The sequence below is a fragment of the Nocardioides sp. NPDC092400 genome (assembly GCF_040684155.1).
In the GTDB taxonomy this organism is placed as follows: domain Bacteria; phylum Actinomycetota; class Actinomycetes; order Propionibacteriales; family Nocardioidaceae; genus Nocardioides.
The window spans coordinates 639,498-657,096 of the sequence record NZ_JBFBFJ010000002.1; the positions used below are offsets into that span (position 1 = coordinate 639,498).

Here is a 17,599-nt window from a genome sequence, read left to right on the forward strand (position 1 = left end):
TCACACCTCGCGCAGAGAGCCGATCAGCCCGACCACGTCGTCGACGACCCCGCGCACGACCGGGAGCCGGGAGAGCCGGGCCAGCCGGTCGACCACCGGGACCAGCCGCTCCACGAGGACCCGGCTGCGCTGCTGGTCCGGGCTCGCGTCGTACACCCAGAACAGCACCACGCCCATCTGCAGCAGCCAGAGCAGCCCGGGCAGCTCCCGGCGCAGGCCGGCCGCGACCTTGAGGTCCGACCCGGACACGACCTGCTCGAAGATCGCGGTGCTCGCCTCGCGGGCGGGCGCGGACTCCGGGCTGAACGGCGAGAGCGGGCTGGCCGGGTCCGCGGCGTTGCGGAAGAACTGCCCGGCGAAGGCGTGGTGGGGGCGGGCGACGTCGAGCCAGGCCAGCAGGACGGCGCGGAGCCGGCCGGCGAACGTCCGCTCGCTCTCCAGCGCCTCCTGCGCCGCAGCCGCGTGCTCGACCTGCATCCGGTCGTAGAACGCCTGGACCAGGTGCTCCTTGGAGCCGTAGTAGTAGTAGGCGTTGCCGACCGAGACGCCGGCCTCCCGGGCGATCGCCCGCATCGTCGTGCGGTCGTAGCCCTCGGCCCGGAACAGCCGCATCGCCGCCTCCGCGATCGCCGCCCTGGTCTGCTCAGCCTTGGGCGATCGGGGGGCAGGATCCGGCACAGCGCCCAGGGTAGTCACCACCGTCGGCCCCCTCCCGCAGCTCGGCCCGCCCGAGCAGGTGCCGCACGCCGGCGGCCGAGCACGCCGCGGCGCGGGCGAGCGGCAGCCACTGTGGCCGGGCGAGGCGCTCGGCGCTCGCCCGGTGCCGCGCCGTCGCCCACAGGCACATCACCCAGGCGTGCTCGGCGGTCCACACCGCACCGTCGTCGCCCACCACGGTGACCTCCCGCAGCGTGCGGTCGTGGTCGAGGCCGGGGAACCGGGCCCGCGCCTGCGCCGAGCCCGCCGGCAGCAGGTCCAGCCGCACGAGCACCGGCTGGACGGCCAGCCAGTCGCGGAACCGCGAGCACAGGGGACAGGCCGCGTCGTACAGCACGGTCAGCCCGGTGGGCGTCGGTGCCGTCACCGGTCCCGGCACGCCCGCTCACCGGCCCGGAGCGGGGGCGGCCGGGAACGGCGCCGCGACGTAGGCCTGCGGCTCGACGGGCGCACGCCGCAGCTCCTCCATCCGGTGCCGACGGCGGATGGCGTTGAAGACGTAGACGTTGAGGAAGTGGACGACGCCGAGGACGACCGTCACCACGCCGATCTTCACGCTCAGCTCCTCGACCAGCCCGCGCAGGTCGGGCACCTCGGTCCCGATCCGCAGGTAGAGGCTGACGAAGCCGAGGTTGAGCAGGTAGAAGCCGACGACGAGGAGCCGGTTGACTGCGCCGGCGAGCGCGTCGTTGCCGGCGTAGACGTCCTCGAGGAAGAGCCGGCCGTTGCGGGAGAGCGTGCTCGCCACCCAGACGGTGAGGGGCAGTGCGACGGCGAGGTAGACGGCGTAGGTGCCGAGGGTCAAGTCCATGGGTTCCTCCGTTGTTGAACGTGTTCAAGTGCTGACGTCCTGACCATAAGGCGCCTTTTGAACATGTTCAAGACGCGGCGGGTCTCGACATGTGTGTCCGGCCCGGCGGAGGGACGGCTGGACGTGACGGGTCGGTGGTGGCACGGCCGAGTAGCGTCGCGCCCATGTCCACCTGTCAGGGGCCCTCGACCGTCGTGTTCGACCAGACCCTGGCGCAGTACGACTTCGGTCCCTCGCACCCGATGTCACCGCTCCGCGTCGACCTCACGATGCGGCTCGCCACCGAGCTCGGCGTGGTCGGCGGCGCCGGCGGGTCCGGGCTCCGCGTGGTCCCGGCGCCGGTCGCCGACCGCGACCTCATCGCGACCGTCCACGACCCCGCGCTCATCGAGGCGGTCGAGCGGGCGGGGCGGACCGTGGGGCCCGACGAGATGTTCGGCCTCGGCACCGAGGACAACCCCGTCTTCCGCGACATGCACCAGGCCGCCGCCCACGTCGTCGGCGCCAGCGTCGAGGCCTTCCGCCAGGTCTGGTCCGGGGAGTCGCTTCACGCCGCCAACGTCACCGGCGGGCTGCACCACGCCATGCCCGACCGGGCGAGCGGCTTCTGCATCTACAACGACGTGGCGGTCGGCATCCAGCACCTCCTCGACAGCGGCGCGGAGCGGGTCGCGTACGTCGACGTCGACGTGCACCACGGCGACGGGGTGGAGCGGATCTTCTGGGACGACCCCCGCGTGCTGACCGTCTCCCTGCACGAGACCGGCCAGATGCTCTTCCCCGGCACCGGCTTCCCCGAGGACCTCGGTGGGCCCGGGGCGGAGGGGTCGGCCGTCAACGTCGCCCTGCCGCCGGGCACGTCGGACGCCGGCTGGCTGCGCGCCTTCCACGCCGTCGTCCCGCCGCTGCTGCGCGAGTTCGACCCGGACGTGCTGGTCACCCAGCAGGGCTGCGACTCCCACGCCCAGGACCCGCTCGCCCACCTGATGCTCAGCGTCGACGGCCAGCGCGCGGCGTACCTCGCCCTCCACGACCTGGCCCACGAGGTCGCCGACGGACGGTGGGTGGCGACCGGGGGCGGCGGCTACGCCCTGGTCGAGGTCGTGCCCCGGGCGTGGACGCACCTGCTCGCCATCGTCGGCGGCGCGCCGCTCGACCCGCACCTGGAGACGCCGGGCGGCTGGCGCGAGCACGTGCGCGAGCGGCTGGACCGCACCGCGCCGTACCTCATGACCGACGGCCGTACGCCGGCCTACCGGGACTGGCGCGACGGGTACGACCCGGACACCTGGCTGGACCGGGCGATCCACGCCACCCGGATGGCTGCGTTCCCCTGCCACGGGCTGGACCCGATGCCCTGAGTGGGTGCGACCTCGAGGTCCGGTTGGTCGCGACGCAAGCGGACACGCCGAGCGCCAGGATCTTTTTTCGTCTTCCCCTTCCCCACCAGTCACACCTGCCCCTATTCTCACCGGAGCGCGCCCGTGTGATCACCGCTGGGGAAGTCGGTGGCGGGCGCAGAGAAAGCACGGTGTGCCATGGCTGCCAACCCGCCCGGAGACATCTCCGACGCGAAGTTCCTGACCGTCGCCGAGGTGGCGGCGATGATGCGGGTCTCGAAGATGACCGTCTACCGCCTCGTCCACAACGGCGACCTCGCCGCGGTGCGCGTCGGCCGGTCCTTCCGGGTCCGCGAGGAGGACGCCAACGAGTACATCCGGCGCAGCTTCTACGACGCCGGCTGAGCTCGGCGCGCGCCGGCGGCACGACCGGCGGCACGACCGGCGAGGGGGCCCGCAGGACCAGCCCGCGGTACCGATTCTGCGCAGTTCGGCACGGCGGATACGCTGTCCCGGTCCCTCGGGCGACTCCCGAGGTGACGCAAGGCTGTCGAAAGGTATCCCGTGGGTTCTGTCATCAAGAAGCGGCGCAAGCGCATGGCCAAGAAGAAGCACCGCAAGCTGCTGAAGAAGACGCGCGTCCAGCGTCGCAAGCTCGGCAAGTAGGCCTGCGCACGGCGGTGTGGTGACCAGCGGCCGGGTCGTGCTCGTCACCGGGGTCTCCCGAGACCTCGGTCGGCGCTTCGCGCGCTCGCTCGCCGCTGAGCCCTCCGTCGGACGCGTCATCGGCGTCGACGTCGTCCCCCCACGGGGGGACCTCGGCGACGTCTCCTTCGTGCGGGCGGACATCCGCAACCCGGTGATCGCCAAGATCATCGCCAAGGAGGACGTCGACACCGTCGTCCACATGAGCGTCATCTCCACCCCCGCCAGTGCCGGCGGGCGGGGGACGATGAAGGAGCTCAACGTCATCGGGACGATGCAGCTGCTCGCCGCGTGCCAGAAGGCGCCGAGCGTCCAGCACCTCGTCGTGAAGTCGACGACCACGGTGTACGGCGCCAGCAACCGCGACCCCGCCATGTTCACCGAGGACATGGAGCCCCGGCGCGCCCCGCGCAGCGGGTACGCCAAGGACGTCGCGGAGATCGAGGGCTACGTCCGCGGGTTCGCCCGCCGCCGCTCCGACGTGCGCGTCACCCAGCTGCGCTGCGCGAACGTGATCGGCCCGCACGTCACCAGCCCGATCACCTCCTTCTTCCGGCTGCCGGTCATCCCCACCGTCGTGGGCTACGACCCGCGCCTGCAGTTCCTCCACGAGGACGACCTGCTCGCGGTGCTGCGCCACGCCACCGTCGAGGACGTCCCCGGCACGTTCAACGTCGCCGGTGACGGCATCCTCATGCTCTCCCAGGCGGTACGCCGCCTGCGCCGGCCGAGCGTCGCGCTCCCGGGCTTCGCGGTCGGCAGCCTGGGCTCGGTGCTCCGGCAGGCCCGCCTCGCGGACTTCTCGCCCGAGCAGATCGCCTTCCTCACCTACGGGCGCGGCGTCGACACGACGCGGATGCGGTCGGTGCTCGGCTACGAGCCGGCCTACACCACCGCGGAGGCCTTCGCCGACTTCGGGCGCTCGTTGCCGCCGACCGGTGGGCACACCGAGCGGGTGCTCGGCGCCGTCCAGGACCAGCTCGAGCGCGGCGCGCTCGACCGCGGGCCGTCCCGGCCGCTGCCCGCGCCGCCGCCGTCGGTGCTGCCCCACCCGGCGGCGCCCGCGGCTCCAGGACCGACGACGGGGGCCGACCATGGGTGACGCCGAGATCATCCCGATCGGGACCCGCGGCCGACCCGGCCGCGGCACCGGCAAGCAGCCGTCCTCCGCCGCCCGCGACCTCGCCGGCGGGGCCCGCAAGCCGGCCCCCCGGCGTCCGGCGGCCGCGGAGGGTGACCGGCCCGACGGGCAGACGTCCGAGCAGGCCGCGGAGCAGGCCCCGACGCCGGCGGCCGTCCCGGTCGAGCCGGGCCCGGCCCCGGCCCCGCGCCCGCCGGTGACCACCGAGGAGCGCGACGCGCGCGGCGTACCCCTCTCCGACTGGCTGGCGGCCTTCCAGCACGCCGCCCGCGAGGTCTTCGGCGACCAGTGGGAGCCCCAGCTCGCCCGGCTGCTGGCGTTCCTGCGGCGCCGCGTGACCGGCGACTACGTCGTCGACGAGTACGGCTTCGACGAGGAGGTCACGCAGCGGTTCTTCATGGCCGCGCTGCGACCCGTCGCGGAGAAGTGGTTCCGCATCGAGCTGCGCGGGCTGGAGAACATCCCCGCCGAGGGCGGCGCCCTGGTCGTCTCCAACCACTCCGGCACCATCCCGGTCGACGGGCTGATGACGATGGTGTCCATCCACGACCACACCGGCCGCTTCCTGCGCCCGCTCGGCGCGGACCTGGTCTTCCGCACACCCCTGCTGAGCACGCTCGCGCGCAAGGGCGGCGCGACCCTGGCCTGCAACGAGGACGCCGAGCGGATGCTGCGCGGCGGCGAGCTGGTCGGCGTGTGGCCCGAGGGCTTCAAGGGGATCGGCAAGCCCTACTCCGACCGCTACAAGCTGCAGCGCTTCGGTCGTGGCGGGTTCGTCTCCGCCGCGATCCGCACCGGCGTGCCGATCGTCCCGCTCTCCGTGGTCGGCGCCGAGGAGATCTACCCGCTCGTCGGCAACGTGCCGGCACTGGCGCGGCTGCTCGGCCTGCCCTACGTCCCGATCACGCCGCTGTTCCCCTGGCTCGGGCCGCTCGGTCTCGTCCCGCTGCCCTCGAAGTGGCTGCTGGAGTTCGGCGAGCCGGTCCGCACCGACGAGTACGACGAGGGCGCGGCCGACGACCCGATGCTGGTCTTCAACGTGACCGACCAGATCCGCGAGTCGATCCAGCAGACGCTCTACACCCTGCTGATGCAGCGGCACTCCGTCTTCCGCTGACCCCGTTCGCGCGGGCCGCCGGTCCGACCCGCGGAGGCCCCGCGCGTCAGTCGGTCAGGGCGTCCCGGTCGGCTTCGGGGGCTGCAGGAGGCTGTCGACGAGGTCGCCGACACCGCCGAGCACGTCGTCGATGACCTCCGGCAGCGTGGTCGGGCCGGAGGTGGTCGTCCCGCCGCCCTTGCCGCCCTTCGTGCCGTCGTCCCCGCCGCCGTTGCCGCCGCCGAGCAGGCCGCCGACCACGTCGCCGAGGGTGGAGGGCCCGCTGGTCGGACCGGTCGACTGCCCGCCGCCACCGCCGACGAGCGGGGGCAGGGTCGGGGTGTCGGTCGGCGTGGTCTGGCCGCCGTCGGAGCGGACCTCGGCGCCCTCGCCCCGGTCGTCCGCGCCCGCGGCGCCGGAGCCCTTGCCGTTCCCCGAGCCGGGGGCGGGGGCACCGGCCTCGGTGGCCTTCGGGGGGACGAGCGCGCCGACGAGGCCGCCGAGGGCCTCCTCGACCGCCCGGACGGCGAAGGGCGGGATGACCGAGATGCCGTCGCCGCCGCAGACCGTGCAGAGCGCGGCCGCCTGGGCGTCGATCTGGGTGAGCAGCTGGGCGGCCTGGATGAGCGCGGGTCGGGCCCCCTCGGGGAGGACGGCCTCGAGGCCTGCGAGCGCGTCCATCGACTCGCCGGTGAAGTCGCGCAGCTCGGCGATCGCCTCGGCGTGGCCGTTGTCCTCGTAGTCGCTGATGAGGAGCTCGGAGGCGGCGCTCGCCTGGTCGCTGAACTCCGCCAGCGTCGTCGCGATCGTGTCGGTGGTGAGGGGCCCGGCGGCCTCCTCGGAGCGGGTGAGCTCCTCGACCTCGTGCAGGCGGTCCTCGGCGTTGGCCAGGAGTGCGCTGCCCTTCTGGCTGTCGCTCACGCTGAACCCGGTCTGGGCGTTCTCGATGGCCCGCTTGAGCGGGTAGAGGGTGTCGCCCGGGAGGGCGGACTGCGCCGCCATCGCCATCGACGTGGTGGCGCCGACGATGGCGAAGCCGCCGACGGCCGCGGCGATCCGACGGTCGCGGGCCGTGCGGCGCGGCGAGACGGTGAGCCGGCTCTCGACGTCCTTGCCCCCACGGGCGGGAGCGGCGACGAGCACGGTGGCGGCCTCGGCGACGAGCCGCTCGCGCAGGTCGGCGACGAACGCCGGGCGCGGCTCGACCGGGGCGGTCGCCCGCAGGGCGCCCACCAGCTCGGCCAGCTGGACGGTCCGTGTGTCGTGCAGCTCGCGGGTCGAGGCGCCCTCGACCAGGGCGTCGAACTCCTCGGCGCGCCGTCGCGCCGCGAACACGGGGCTCATCGGATCAGTCCTGTCGTCTGGGTCGTGCCCGCGCCACGATGCGCAGGCACCCGGCACAACGACGGGTCGACGACGGAGGTTACGGGGCCCTCGACGCGGTGCGCGTCACGTGTCGCGAGGGCCGCCCGGGGGGCGCGGAGGTCAGTCACGGAGCCCCTCCGGCATCAGCTTGGCGAGGTTGCGGACGCCGCGCAGCTGCAGCTGCTTGACCGCCCCGTCGCTGCGTCCGAGGACCGCGGCGGTCTCGGCGATGCTCATCCCCTGGAGGAACCGCATCACCAGGCAGTCGCGCTGCTCGTCGGGCAGCTCGGTGAGCGCCTTGAGCAGGATCTCGTTGGTGAGACCGGCCAGCACCGCGGACTCCGGGCCCTCGGTGGCGTCGTCGTGCTGCCCCATGTCCTCGGTGGTCATCTCCAGGCGGGTCCGGCCGGCCTTGAAGTGGTCCGTGGCGAGGTTGCGGGCGATGGTCATCAGCCAGGCGCCGAAGTCCTTGCCCTGCCAGCGGAAGTTCTGCATCGAGCGCAGGGCGCGGAAGAAGGTCTCGGAGGTGAGGTCCTCGGCGAGCGCCACGGAGCGGGTGCGGTAGAAGAGGAAGCGGTAGACCGAGCCCTGGTAGTGGTCGTAGAGCAGCCCGAACGCGTCGGCGTCGCCGCCGCGGGCCAGCTCGACGAGGGCGATCAGCCGCGTCCGGTCGGCCTCGGACTCCTCCGAGGAGGTGGCCAGCGCGCCGTCGTCGTACGCCGGACCGGGCCCGTCGGGGGTGCCGAGGCCGCCGCCGGCGAGCGCCTCGGTGAGCAGGAGGTGGGGACCCACCTGGGGGCCGTCGGCCACCGCGAGGGCGGGGGTGCCGGCGAGCAGGCGCACGACCTCGGCGCGCAGGGCGTCGAGCCCGCGCGCGACGTCAGCACCGTCCCACGGCATCTGTGCAACCCCTCCCGGCCCGCAGCTCCCCCCGGAGCACCTCGATGGTAGGCCCGCACATCGCCGCCTGGGAACGAAATCACCCAAGACAGGTCCAGACCATCGACACGTGACCGACGCACTGCTGTTACCGGATGGTCACTTGTTCCGCCCGCGCAGCGCAACCCCCGCGGCGACGGTCCCGCTCGCGGCCCCGGCCACCGCGCCGAGCAGGAGGCCGGCGCGGGCGGCCTTGCGCCCGGTCCGGTAGTCGCGCACCCGCCAGCCCTGCTGGCGGGCGTGCGCGCGCAGCCGCGAGTCCGGGTTGATGGCGCACGGGTCGCCGACCAGCTCCAGCATCGGCAGGTCGTTGTAGGAGTCGGAGTACGCCGAGCAGCGAGCGAGGTCGAGCCCCTCGCGCGCCGCGAGGGCGCGGACCGCCTCGGCCTTCGCCGGCCCGTGCAGCATGTCGCCGACCAGCCGGCCGGTGTAGACGCCGTCGACGTGCTCGGCCACGGTGCCCATCGCGCCGGTCAGCCCGAGGCGCCGGGCGATGATCTGGGCGATCTCGATCGGGGCGGCGGTCACCAGCCACACCCGCTGGCCCTCGTCGAGGTGGAGCTGGGCCTGGGCCCGCGTGCCGGGCCAGATGCGGTGCGCCATCGCCTCCTCGAAGATCTCCTCGCCCAGCTCCTGCAGCTCGGTCACGGTGTGCCCCGCGATGAAGCTCAGCGCCGAGCTGCGGGCCTCGGCGACGTGGTCGGGGTCCTCCACGCCGACCAGGCGGAAGTAGGCCTGCTTCCACGCGGCGCCGAGGATCTCCCGGCTGGTGAAGAAGTCGCGCCGGTGCAGCCCGCGCGCGAGGTGGAAGATGCTCGCGCCCTGCATGACGGTGTTGTCGACGTCGAAGAAGGCCGCCGCGCTCGGGTCCGCCGGCTGGTGGAGGGCCCGCTCGACCTCGGCGGCCGAGGCGGCCGCCTCGCCCGCGAGGGCGGACCGCTGGCGCAGGTCCAGGGGGATCCGGGGGCGCTCGGGCGGGCTCACGCGGGTCAGCGTAGACCTGCACACGGACGCCCACGGGGCCTCGCGCGGTGTGGAAGTATCCGTCCATGCCTGCCTCGTCCGGTCCGTCCGTGGGAACCGCCCGGCGCGCCCAGGACGTGGCCGACCTGGTGGCGGTCGCCGCGCGGGAGAACCCCGACAAGTTCGCGCTCGTGGAGGCCGGCGGTCGCAGCGTCACCTGGGCGGAGCTGGACGACGAGGTCGGCCGGGTCGCCACCGGGCTGGGCGCCGCCGGTGTGGTGGCCGGGCACCGGGTGATGCTCGTGCTGGGCAACCGGATCGAGTTCGTGACCAGCTACCTCGGGGTGCTGCGCGCCCAGGCGGTCGCCGTCCCGGTCAACCCGGGCTCGACCTCCGGGGAGCTGGCCCGCGTGCTCGCCGACTCCGGGTCCCGGATGGTGCTCGCCGAGCCCGGCACCGTCCGCGCGGTGCGCGACGCCCTGCTCGACCCCGCCGGACCGGCCACCGCGCCCCGGCTGGTCGTCGTCGGCGGCACGCTGCAGCCCGGCGAGCGCTCCTACGACCACCTGCGCGCCGACCGGGCGCGCCCGGTGCCCCCGCTGCAGGACCCCGAGAAGCTGGCGGCCCTCCTCTACACCAGCGGCACGTCGGGCCGCCCGCGCGCCGCGATGCTCACCCACCGGGCGCTGCTCGCGAACATCGAGCAGGTCGCGGGGGTCGAGCCGCCGATGATCCACGGCGACGACGTGGTGCTCGGCGTGCTCCCGCTCTTCCACGTCTACGGCCTCAACGCCGTGCTCGGCGGCGTGCTGCGCCACCGCGCGAAGCTCGTGCTCGTCGACCGGTTCGACCCCGACGGCACGCTCGACCTGGTCGAGGACGAGGCCTGCAGCGTCGTGCCGGTCGCGCCTCCCGTTTTCGCCCACTGGCGCGGGGTCGACGGCCTGGCCGAGCGGCTCGGCCCGGTCCGGCTGGTGCTCTCGGGCTCGGCGCCGCTCGCCCCTGAGGTGGTCGAGGAATTCACCGCGACGACTGGAGTGCCGGTGCACCAGGGCTACGGCCTCACCGAGGCGGCGCCCGTGGTGACCAGCACGCTGTGCTCGAGCGCGCCGGCGCCGGCCTCGGTCGGCACGCCGCTGCCCGGCATCGAGGTCCGGCTCGTCGACGCCGCCGGCCGTCCCGTCGAGGGCGACCCCGGCGAGATCCAGGTGCGCGGCGACAACCTGTTCAGCGGCTACTGGCCCGACGGCGCGGACGGGCCGGCCCCCGACGGCTGGTGGAGCACCGGCGACGTCGGCATCCTCGACGAGGCCGGCGACCTGACCCTGGTCGACCGGGTCAAGGAGGTCGTCATCGTCTCGGGCTTCAACGTCTTCCCGGTCGAGGTCGAGGACGTCCTCAAGGAGGTCCCCGGCGTCGCCGAGGCCGCCGTCATCGGGACGCCGGACGACGTCTCCGGCGAGGCGGTCGTGGCGTACGTCGTGGCCGCCGCGGACGCCGACCCCGCGACGGTCGAGCGGGCCGCGGTCGAGCGCTGCGCGGCCCGGCTGGCGCCGTACAAGCGTCCGAGCCGGGTGGAGGTCGTCGCCGAGCTGCCCCTGACCGTGACCGGCAAGGTGCAGAAGGGGCGGCTGCGCCAGCTCGAGCGCCGCCGCACGCTGGGGCTCCTGGAGTGAGGCCGGCGCGATGAGGTGCGCCCGATGAGGTGCGCCCGATGAGGTGGGGGCGGCGGCAGGCGGGGCCGCGGGTCACGCTCTACTCCAAGCCCGGCTGCCACCTGTGCGACGACGCCCGCGCGGTCGTCGCGCGGGTCTGCGGCGAGGTGGGGGAGACCTACGTCGAGCACTCGGTCCTGGAGGACCCCGACCTCCTCGAGCGGTACGGCGAGGAGATCCCGGTCGTGCTCGTCGACGGCCGGCAGCACACCTTCTGGCGGGTGGACGCCGAGCGGCTCCGCGCCGCGCTCACCCCCGGCTGACCTGCGGCGCGGGCGTCCGTCGACCCCCGTGCGTGTTGGGCTTCTCACATGTGCTAGGCCAGGGGCCCTCGACGGCCCTCGTCCGTTTTGTTCTCCCGTTCACAAACTCCTACAGTGGCTGGGCCGCTGTGCGAATCCGGGCCCGGAACGGCCCCCGCCACGGCATGGCTGGGAAGAGCTGCACGTGACTGCACGGACTTCGACCGAGAGTGCTCGGGACATCCCCGAGGCGACGGTCGCGCGACTCCCCGTCTACCTCCGTGCGCTGACGGCCCTCTCCGAGGCCGGCACCGTCACGTGCTCGAGCGAGGCCCTCGCCGCGGCGGCTGGTGTCAACAGCGCCAAGCTGCGCAAGGACCTCTCCTACCTCGGGTCCTACGGCACCCGCGGGGTCGGCTACGACGTCGACTACCTGCGCTACCAGATCGCCCGCGAGATCGGCGTGACCCAGGACTGGCCCGTGGTCATCGTCGGCATCGGCAACCTGGGCCACGCGCTGGCCAACTACTCCGGCTTCAGCAGCCGCGGCTTCCGCACCGTCGCGCTGCTCGACGCCGACCCGGCACGCCACGGCGAGGTGGTGGCCGGGATCGAGGTGCAGCCGTTCTCCGACCTCGAGTCGATCGTCGCCGAGCACGGCGTCGCCATCGGTGTCATCGCCACCCCGGCGGTCGCGGCCCAGGCCGTCGCCGACCGGATGGTGGCGTGCGGCATCACCAGCATCCTCAACTTCGCGGCCGGCGTCCTCTCGGTGCCGACCGGGGTCGACGTCCGCAAGGTCGACCTCTCCGTCGAGCTGCAGGTCCTCGCCTACCACGAGCAGCGCAAGGCCCAGGGAGAACTCTCGTGAGCGTCCTCGTCGTCGGCATCTCCCACAACACCGCACCGGTGGCGCTGCTCGAGCGGCTCGCCATGTCGCGCGACGAGGTGCCCAAGCTCATCCACGACGCGTCCACGTGCGCGCACGTCAACGAGGCGACGGTCATCGCGACCTGCAACCGCCTCGAGCTGTACGCCGACGTCGACCGCTTCCACGGCTCGGTCGAGGAGCTGTCCACCCTGCTGGTCGACCGCGCGGGCGAGACGACCGCGGGGATGCTGCCGCACCTCTACGTGCACTACGACGACGGCGCGGTCTCCCACCTCTTCCAGGTCGCCGCCGGCCTCGACTCCATGGCCGTCGGCGAGGGCCAGATCCTCGGCCAGACCCGCGAGGCCCTGCGGCTGGGCCAGGAGCTCGGCACCGTCGGGTCCGCCCTCAACGTCCTGTTCCAGCAGGCGCTGCGCGTCGGCAAGCGCTCGCGCGCCGAGACCGGCATCGACCGGGCGGCGCCCTCGCTGGTCACCGCGGCGCTCGAGCGCGTCGGCGACGGCGCGCAGGGCGGCACGGGGGGCGGCCCCGGGGACGGCCCGGAGGGCGACCTGCGCGCGTCGGTCCACGGCAAGCGCGTCGTGGTCGTCGGCGCCGGCGCGATGGCCGGCCTCGCGACCGCGACGGTCGCCCGGCTCGGCGCCGAGGACATCGTGGTCGTCAACCGCTCCGCCGAGCGGGCCGCACGCCTGGCCGAGGAGCACGGCGCCCGCCCGGCGCTGCTCGCCGACCTCGGCGCGGAGCTCGCCGAGGCCGACCTCGTCGTGACCTGCGCCGGCGCGACCGGGGTCCTGGTCACCGCCGACATGGTGGCCTCCCGCCCGGTCCAGCGCCCGATCTCGTTCGTCGACCTGGCCCTGCCGCACGACGTCGACCCGGCGGTCGCCGACCTCCCCGGCGTCACCCTCGTCGACCTCGCCTCGCTCGCCGAGGCGCTGCACGCCTCCGAGGCGGGCCGCGAGGTGCTCGAGGTGCGCCGGATCGTCACCGAGGAGGTCGGTGCGTTCCTGGCCGCCCGCCGCAGCGCCAGCGTCACCCCGACCGTGGTCGCCCTCCGGTCGATGGCGACCTCGGTCGTCGACGCCGAGATGACGCGCCTGGACCACCGCCTGCCCGACCTCGACCCCGCCACCCGCGCCGAGGTGCTGCACACCGTCCGCCGGGTCGCCGACAAGCTGCTCCACGAGCCGACCGTCCGGGTCAAGGAGCTGGCCAACGAGACCGGCGCGGTGTCGTACGCCGCGGCGCTGGCCGAGCTGTTCGCGCTCGACCCCGAGGCGGTCACCGCGGTGACCCGGCCGGAGGGGTTGGCGTGACCGACCCCATCCGCGTCGGGACCCGCGCGTCCCTCCTCGCCACGACCCAGAGCGGCCACGTCGCCGACATGATCCGCGAGCGGCTCGGCCGTGAGGTCGAGCTCGTCGAGGTCCGCACCGACGGCGACCGCAGCCAGGCGGCGGGCACCCCGCTCGCTGCGGCCGGTGGCGTCGGGGTCTTCGTCGCCGCGCTCCGCGACGCGCTCGTCGCCGGCGACGTCGACGTCGCCGTGCACTCGCTCAAGGACATCCCGACCTACCCCACCCCGGGGATCACGCTGGCCGCCGTGCCGGTGCGCGAGGACCCGCGCGACGTCGTCGTGGCGCGCGACGGGTTGACCCTCGGCGAGCTCCCGGTGGGGTCCCGCGTCGGCACCGGCTCCCCGCGCCGCGTCGCCCAGCTGCACGCGCTCGGCCTCGGTTTGGACCTGGTCGGCGTGCGTGGCAACGTCGACACCCGGATCGCCAAGGTCCGCAGTGGCGAGTACGACGCCGTCGTCCTCGCCCGCGCGGGCCTGGCCCGGATCGGACGGCTCGAGGAGGCGACCGAGGTGCTCGACCCGCTGCAGGTGCTGCCCGCCCCCGGGCAGGGCGCCCTCGCGATCGAGTGCCGCAGCGACGACCCGCTGCTCGCCGAGCTCGTCCTCCTCGAGCACCACGCGACGCGCGCCGCCGTCGACGCCGAGCGCGCCGTCCTGGCGACGCTCGAGGGCGGCTGCACCGCCCCGATCGGCGCGCTCGCCGACGTCGTGGAGGGCGAGGACGGCGACGAGCTGTGGGTGCGGGCCGTGGCGCTCTCGCCCGACGGGGCGCTCTCGGTGCGGATGTCCGCCTCCGGGACCCTCGCCGACGCCGTCGGCGTCGGCACCCGGCTCGCCGGCGAGATGCTCGCCGACGGCGCCGCGGACCTCGACCCCCAGCAGTACCAGCAATCCCAGCACGACCAGCACGGCCAGCCACGACTCGAGCCAGAACAGGTGCGCAACGCATGACCCGAGGCAAGACCACCACCGCCACCACCACGCCCGGTTGGGTGTCGTTCGTCGGGAGCGGGCCGGGCGACCCGGACCTGCTGACCGTGCGCGCCGTGGAGCTGATCCGCCAGGCCGACGTCGTCGTGACCGAGGCGCCCGAGCACGTCACGCTCGTCCGCTCGCTGCTCGGCCTGCCCGAGCCGGTCGAGGGGCAGGAGACCGGCGAGCCGGTCGGTCCCGAGATCGTCGACGGCGGCTTCGGCGAGGACGGCCAGCCGCTGACCCACGCCGCCCGGGCCAAGGTCGTGGTCAAGCAGGCCAAGCGCGGGCTCCGCGTGGCGCGCCTGATGACCGGCGACCCGTTCCTCTACGCCTCCGGGCCCGAGGAGGCGCAGGCCTGCGCCAAGGCGTGCATCCCCTTCGAGGTCGTCCCCGGTGTCTCCTCGGTCAGCGCGGTCCCGGCGTACGCCGGCATCCCGCTCACCACCAAGGACCACCGCGAGATGGCGGTCGTGACCTGTGGCGACAAGGTCGACTGGACGCAGTACGCCGACGACCGCACGCTGGTGCTGCTCTCGGCCGTCGGCCAGATCGGTGAGATCGCCAAGGCGCTCGTCGCCGCCGGCCGAAGCCCGCAGACGCCGGTCGCGATGACCCGGGTCGGCACCACCACCGGCCAGTCGACGGTCTGCTCGACCCTCGCCGACATCGCCGCCGACGCCCGCGCCGCGCGGATGGCCCCGCCCGCCATCACCGTCGTCGGTGACGTGGTCGACCTGCGCCAGACGCTGTCGTGGTTCGAGACCAAGCCGCTGTTCGGCTGGCGCGTGCTCGTCCCGCGCACCAAGGACCAGGCCGGCGTGCTCTCGGCCCGCCTGCGCGGCTACGGCGCGGTGCCCGAGGAGGTGCCGACGATCTCCGTCGAGCCGCCGCGGAACCCCCTGCAGATGGACAAGGCCGTCCGCGGCCTCGTCGAGGGCCGCTACGAGTGGATCGCCTTCACCTCGGTGAACGCGGTCAAGGCGGTCCGGGAGAAGTTCGAGGAGTACGGCCTCGACGCGCGTGCCTTCTCCGGGCTGAAGATCGCGGCGGTCGGCGACAAGACCGCCCAGGCGATCGCTGCCTGGGGCCTGCGCGCGGACCTGGTGCCGACCGGCGAGCAGTCCGCGGCCGGCCTGCTCGAGGTGTGGCCGGAGTACGACGAGGTGCTCGACCCGATCAACCGGGTCTTCCTGCCCCGCGCCGACATCGCCACCGAGAACCTCGTCGCCGGCCTGGTGGACCTCGGCTGGGAGTGCGACGACGTGACGGCGTACCGCACTGTCCGCGCCACCCCGCCGCCGGCGCCGGTGCGCGACGCGATCAAGACCGGCAAGTTCGACGCGGTCGTCTTCACCTCCTCCTCGACGGTGCGCAACCTGGTCGGCATCGCCGGCAAGCCGCACCCCTCGACGGTCATCGCGGTCATCGGCCCGCAGACCGCCAAGACCGCCGAGGAGCACGGCCTGCGGGTCGACGTGATGGCGCCCAAGCCGGACGTCGAGGTGCTCGTCGACGCGCTCGCCGACTTCGGCGCGAGCCGCCGGGCGAGCATGCTCGAGGCCGGCCAGCCGGTCACGCGCCCCTCGGAGCGCAAGCCGTCGGCCCGCCGGACCAAGGCGACGTCCTCGCGATGACCGAGGCCGCTCCCGAGACCGGCTCGCTGCGTCCCGTCGTCCGGCCGCGGCGCCTGCGCACCACGCCGGCGCTGCGGCGGATGGTGGCGGAGACCTCCCTCGAGGCGCGCCAGCTCGTGCTGCCGCTCTTCGTGCGCGAGGGGCTCGACGCGCCGGTGCCGATCTCCTCGATGCCCGGCGTCGTCCAGCACTCCCGCTCCTCCCTCCTCGGTGCGGTCGCCGAGGCGGCCGAGCTGGGTCTCGGCGGCGTCATGCTCTTCGGCATCCCCGAGTCCAAGGACGCCACCGGGTCGGGCGCGATCGACCCCGCCGGCATCCTGAACCTCGCGATCACCGACGTGGTGGCCGAGGTCGGTGACGCGCTCACCGTGATGAGCGACCTGTGCCTCGACGAGTTCACCGACCACGGCCACTGCGGGCTGCTGACCCCCGACGGTCGCGTCGACAACGACCGGACGCTGGAGCGGTACGCCGAGATGGCCCTCGCCCAGGCCGACGCGGGGGTCGACATGGTCGGCCCCAGCGGGATGATGGACGGCCAGGTCGCAGTCGTCCGCGCCGCCCTGGACGCCGCCGAGCACACCGACGTCTCGGTGCTGGCCTACTCCGCGAAGTACGCCTCGGCCTTCTTCGGGCCCTTCCGCGAGGCCGTCGACTCCTCCCTGGTCGGGGACCGGCGCACCTACCAGCAGGACCCGGCCAACGCCGTCGAGGGCGTGCGCGAGGCGCTGCTCGACGTCGAGCAGGGCGCGGACCTGGTGATGGTCAAGCCGGCGCTGTCCTACCTCGACGTCGTGCGCCGCGTGCGGGACGCCGTCGACGTGCCGGTCGCGGCGTACAACGTCTCGGGCGAGTACGCCATGCTCGAGGCCGCCGCGGCCCAGGGCTGGATCGACCGGGAGCCGGCGATCATCGAGGCGCTCACCTCGATCCGCCGGGCCGGCGCCGACGTCGTGCTGACCTACTGGGCCGCCGAGGCCGCTCGCCTGCTGCGCTGAGGGCCGGGCCCCGGCCCGGTCCTCCGCGCGGCGAGCGGCCCGGCCGGTCGCTCACGCCCAGGCGACGGCGGCCTCGGCGTCGAGGCGGGGGAGCCGGTCGAACCAGGCGCCCGCCCCGGGGTGGCCGATGTTCACGACGAGCAGCGTCCGCCAGCGGCCGTCGCCGAAGAACGCCGCGTCGATGCCCGCGGCGTCGAACCCGGCCATCGGGCCGGCGGCCAGGCCGGCCGCCCGCACGGCGAGGATGAACGTGCCGATCTGCAGGGTGGCGCTGAAGCGGCCCATGCCCTCGCGCATGCCGGGGTCGGCCTCGAGGGCGTCCTGCATCTCGGGCCGGATCGGGAAGACCGTCGGCACGTGCTCGTGGAAGCGGGTGTCCCACGCGAGGACGGCGACGGCCGGCGCCGACCGCGTCTTGGCGCGGTTGCCCTCGCTCATGTGCCCGGCGAGCTCCTCCTTGGCCTCGGGCGTGCGGACGAACAGCACGCGCAGCGGCTGCAGGTTGGCGGCGCTCGGGCCCATCTTGGCGAGGTCGTAGACCTCGCGGAGCTCCTCGTCGGTGACGGGGACGGGAGCGAAGGTGTTGGCGGTGCGGGCGTCGGTGAAGAGCGCGGCGCGGCCGCGCTCGTCGAGGGGGGCGAGGGTGGCGGGCTCGGTGTGGACGGTCATGGCGGCTTCCGATCGTCGAAGGGCTGCTACGGAATGAGAG

General features: G+C 74.2%; 19 protein-coding genes. 12 read left to right on the forward strand and 7 right to left on the reverse strand.

From position 1 onward, the window contains the following. Genes AB0N29_RS10510 through AB0N29_RS10520 form a run of 3 tightly spaced genes read right to left on the reverse strand, consistent with a single transcriptional unit; the run spans position 1 to position 1,528 of the window. Positions 1–678, reverse strand: a complete 678-nt coding sequence (locus AB0N29_RS10510) for a TetR family transcriptional regulator (RefSeq protein WP_364866452.1) — start codon at positions 676–678, stop codon at positions 1–3. Further along, positions 644–1,084, reverse strand: coding sequence for a DCC1-like thiol-disulfide oxidoreductase family protein (locus AB0N29_RS10515; protein ID WP_364866454.1), 441 nt, complete (start codon positions 1,082–1,084; stop codon positions 644–646). The genes AB0N29_RS10510 and AB0N29_RS10515 overlap by 35 nt, the downstream gene beginning before the upstream one ends. A gap of 18 nt (positions 1,085–1,102) precedes the next feature. Continuing rightward, positions 1,103–1,528, reverse strand: a complete 426-nt coding sequence (locus AB0N29_RS10520) for a hypothetical protein (RefSeq protein ID WP_364866456.1) — start codon at positions 1,526–1,528, stop codon at positions 1,103–1,105. A gap of 164 nt (positions 1,529–1,692) precedes the next feature. Between AB0N29_RS10520 and AB0N29_RS10525 the strand changes: the two genes are divergently transcribed. The 5 genes from AB0N29_RS10525 (at position 1,693) to AB0N29_RS10545 (ending at position 5,831) form a co-directional block, all read left to right on the forward strand. Continuing rightward, positions 1,693–2,889 (forward strand): acetoin utilization protein AcuC, encoded by a 1,197-nt coding sequence (locus tag AB0N29_RS10525; RefSeq protein ID WP_364866458.1) that lies wholly within the window; start codon positions 1,693–1,695, stop codon positions 2,887–2,889. Between the two features lie 177 nt (positions 2,890–3,066). Beyond that, on the forward strand, positions 3,067–3,273 hold the full coding sequence (locus AB0N29_RS10530) for a helix-turn-helix domain-containing protein (protein ID WP_154612902.1): 207 nt from the start codon (positions 3,067–3,069) through the stop codon (positions 3,271–3,273). Positions 3,274–3,432: 159 nt separating this feature from the next. Further along, positions 3,433–3,534, forward strand: coding sequence for an AURKAIP1/COX24 domain-containing protein (locus AB0N29_RS10535; RefSeq protein WP_008356322.1), 102 nt, complete (start codon positions 3,433–3,435; stop codon positions 3,532–3,534). Between the two features lie 16 nt (positions 3,535–3,550). Continuing rightward, a complete protein-coding gene (locus tag AB0N29_RS10540; protein WP_302269506.1) occupies positions 3,551–4,675 on the forward strand; it encodes an NAD-dependent epimerase/dehydratase family protein in 1,125 nt (374 codons plus the stop codon). After that, positions 4,668–5,831 (forward strand): 1-acyl-sn-glycerol-3-phosphate acyltransferase, encoded by a 1,164-nt coding sequence (locus AB0N29_RS10545; protein ID WP_364866461.1) that lies wholly within the window; start codon positions 4,668–4,670, stop codon positions 5,829–5,831. The genes AB0N29_RS10540 and AB0N29_RS10545 overlap by 8 nt, the downstream gene beginning before the upstream one ends. A gap of 54 nt (positions 5,832–5,885) precedes the next feature. Here the strand turns inward: AB0N29_RS10545 and AB0N29_RS10550 are convergent, their stop codons facing one another. From AB0N29_RS10550 to AB0N29_RS10560, 3 genes are all read right to left on the reverse strand, one after another. Beyond that, positions 5,886–7,154, reverse strand: coding sequence for a DUF5667 domain-containing protein (locus AB0N29_RS10550; RefSeq protein WP_364866463.1), 1,269 nt, complete (start codon positions 7,152–7,154; stop codon positions 5,886–5,888). A 141-nt stretch (positions 7,155–7,295) separates the two neighbouring features. Then, positions 7,296–8,075, reverse strand: coding sequence for a sigma-70 family RNA polymerase sigma factor (locus tag AB0N29_RS10555; protein ID WP_364866465.1), 780 nt, complete (start codon positions 8,073–8,075; stop codon positions 7,296–7,298). Between the two features lie 138 nt (positions 8,076–8,213). Then, positions 8,214–9,098: an HAD-IB family hydrolase gene (locus tag AB0N29_RS10560; protein WP_302269510.1), complete on the reverse strand. Its 885-nt coding sequence runs from the start codon at positions 9,096–9,098 to the stop codon at positions 8,214–8,216. An 89-nt stretch (positions 9,099–9,187) separates the two neighbouring features. Between AB0N29_RS10560 and AB0N29_RS10565 the strand changes: the two genes are divergently transcribed. The 7 genes from AB0N29_RS10565 to hemB all read left to right on the forward strand — a co-directional run bounded on the left by AB0N29_RS10565 (position 9,188) and on the right by hemB (position 16,890). Beyond that, positions 9,188–10,753, forward strand: coding sequence for an AMP-binding protein (locus AB0N29_RS10565; RefSeq protein ID WP_364866469.1), 1,566 nt, complete (start codon positions 9,188–9,190; stop codon positions 10,751–10,753). Between the two features lie 38 nt (positions 10,754–10,791). Next, the gene (locus tag AB0N29_RS10570; protein ID WP_364866471.1) at positions 10,792–11,055 is read left to right on the forward strand and encodes a glutaredoxin family protein; all 264 of its coding nucleotides are present in this window, start codon (positions 10,792–10,794) and stop codon (positions 11,053–11,055) included. A gap of 184 nt (positions 11,056–11,239) precedes the next feature. Beyond that, positions 11,240–11,905, forward strand: a complete 666-nt coding sequence (locus AB0N29_RS10575; protein ID WP_302269513.1) for a redox-sensing transcriptional repressor Rex — start codon at positions 11,240–11,242, stop codon at positions 11,903–11,905. Further along, entirely contained in the window at positions 11,902–13,242 is a 1,341-nt protein-coding gene (locus tag AB0N29_RS10580) for a glutamyl-tRNA reductase (RefSeq protein ID WP_302269514.1), read from the forward strand. The genes AB0N29_RS10575 and AB0N29_RS10580 overlap by 4 nt, the downstream gene beginning before the upstream one ends. Next, a complete protein-coding gene (gene hemC / locus AB0N29_RS10585) occupies positions 13,239–14,234 on the forward strand; it encodes a hydroxymethylbilane synthase (protein WP_302269516.1) in 996 nt (331 codons plus the stop codon). The genes AB0N29_RS10580 and hemC overlap by 4 nt, the downstream gene beginning before the upstream one ends. Next, the gene (locus tag AB0N29_RS10590; protein ID WP_302269517.1) at positions 14,231–15,892 is read left to right on the forward strand and encodes a uroporphyrinogen-III synthase; all 1,662 of its coding nucleotides are present in this window, start codon (positions 14,231–14,233) and stop codon (positions 15,890–15,892) included. Before hemC ends, AB0N29_RS10590 begins: the two co-directional genes overlap by 4 nt. Beyond that, entirely contained in the window at positions 15,889–16,890 is a 1,002-nt protein-coding gene (gene hemB, locus AB0N29_RS10595) for a porphobilinogen synthase (protein ID WP_364866475.1), read from the forward strand. The genes AB0N29_RS10590 and hemB overlap by 4 nt, the downstream gene beginning before the upstream one ends. A gap of 51 nt (positions 16,891–16,941) precedes the next feature. On the opposite strand, the gene AB0N29_RS10600 is transcribed toward hemB, so the two are convergent. After that, complete coding sequence (locus AB0N29_RS10600; protein ID WP_364866478.1) at positions 16,942–17,559, reverse strand: malonic semialdehyde reductase; 618 nt, start codon at positions 17,557–17,559, stop codon at positions 16,942–16,944. Between the last annotated feature and the right edge of the window lie 40 nt (positions 17,560–17,599).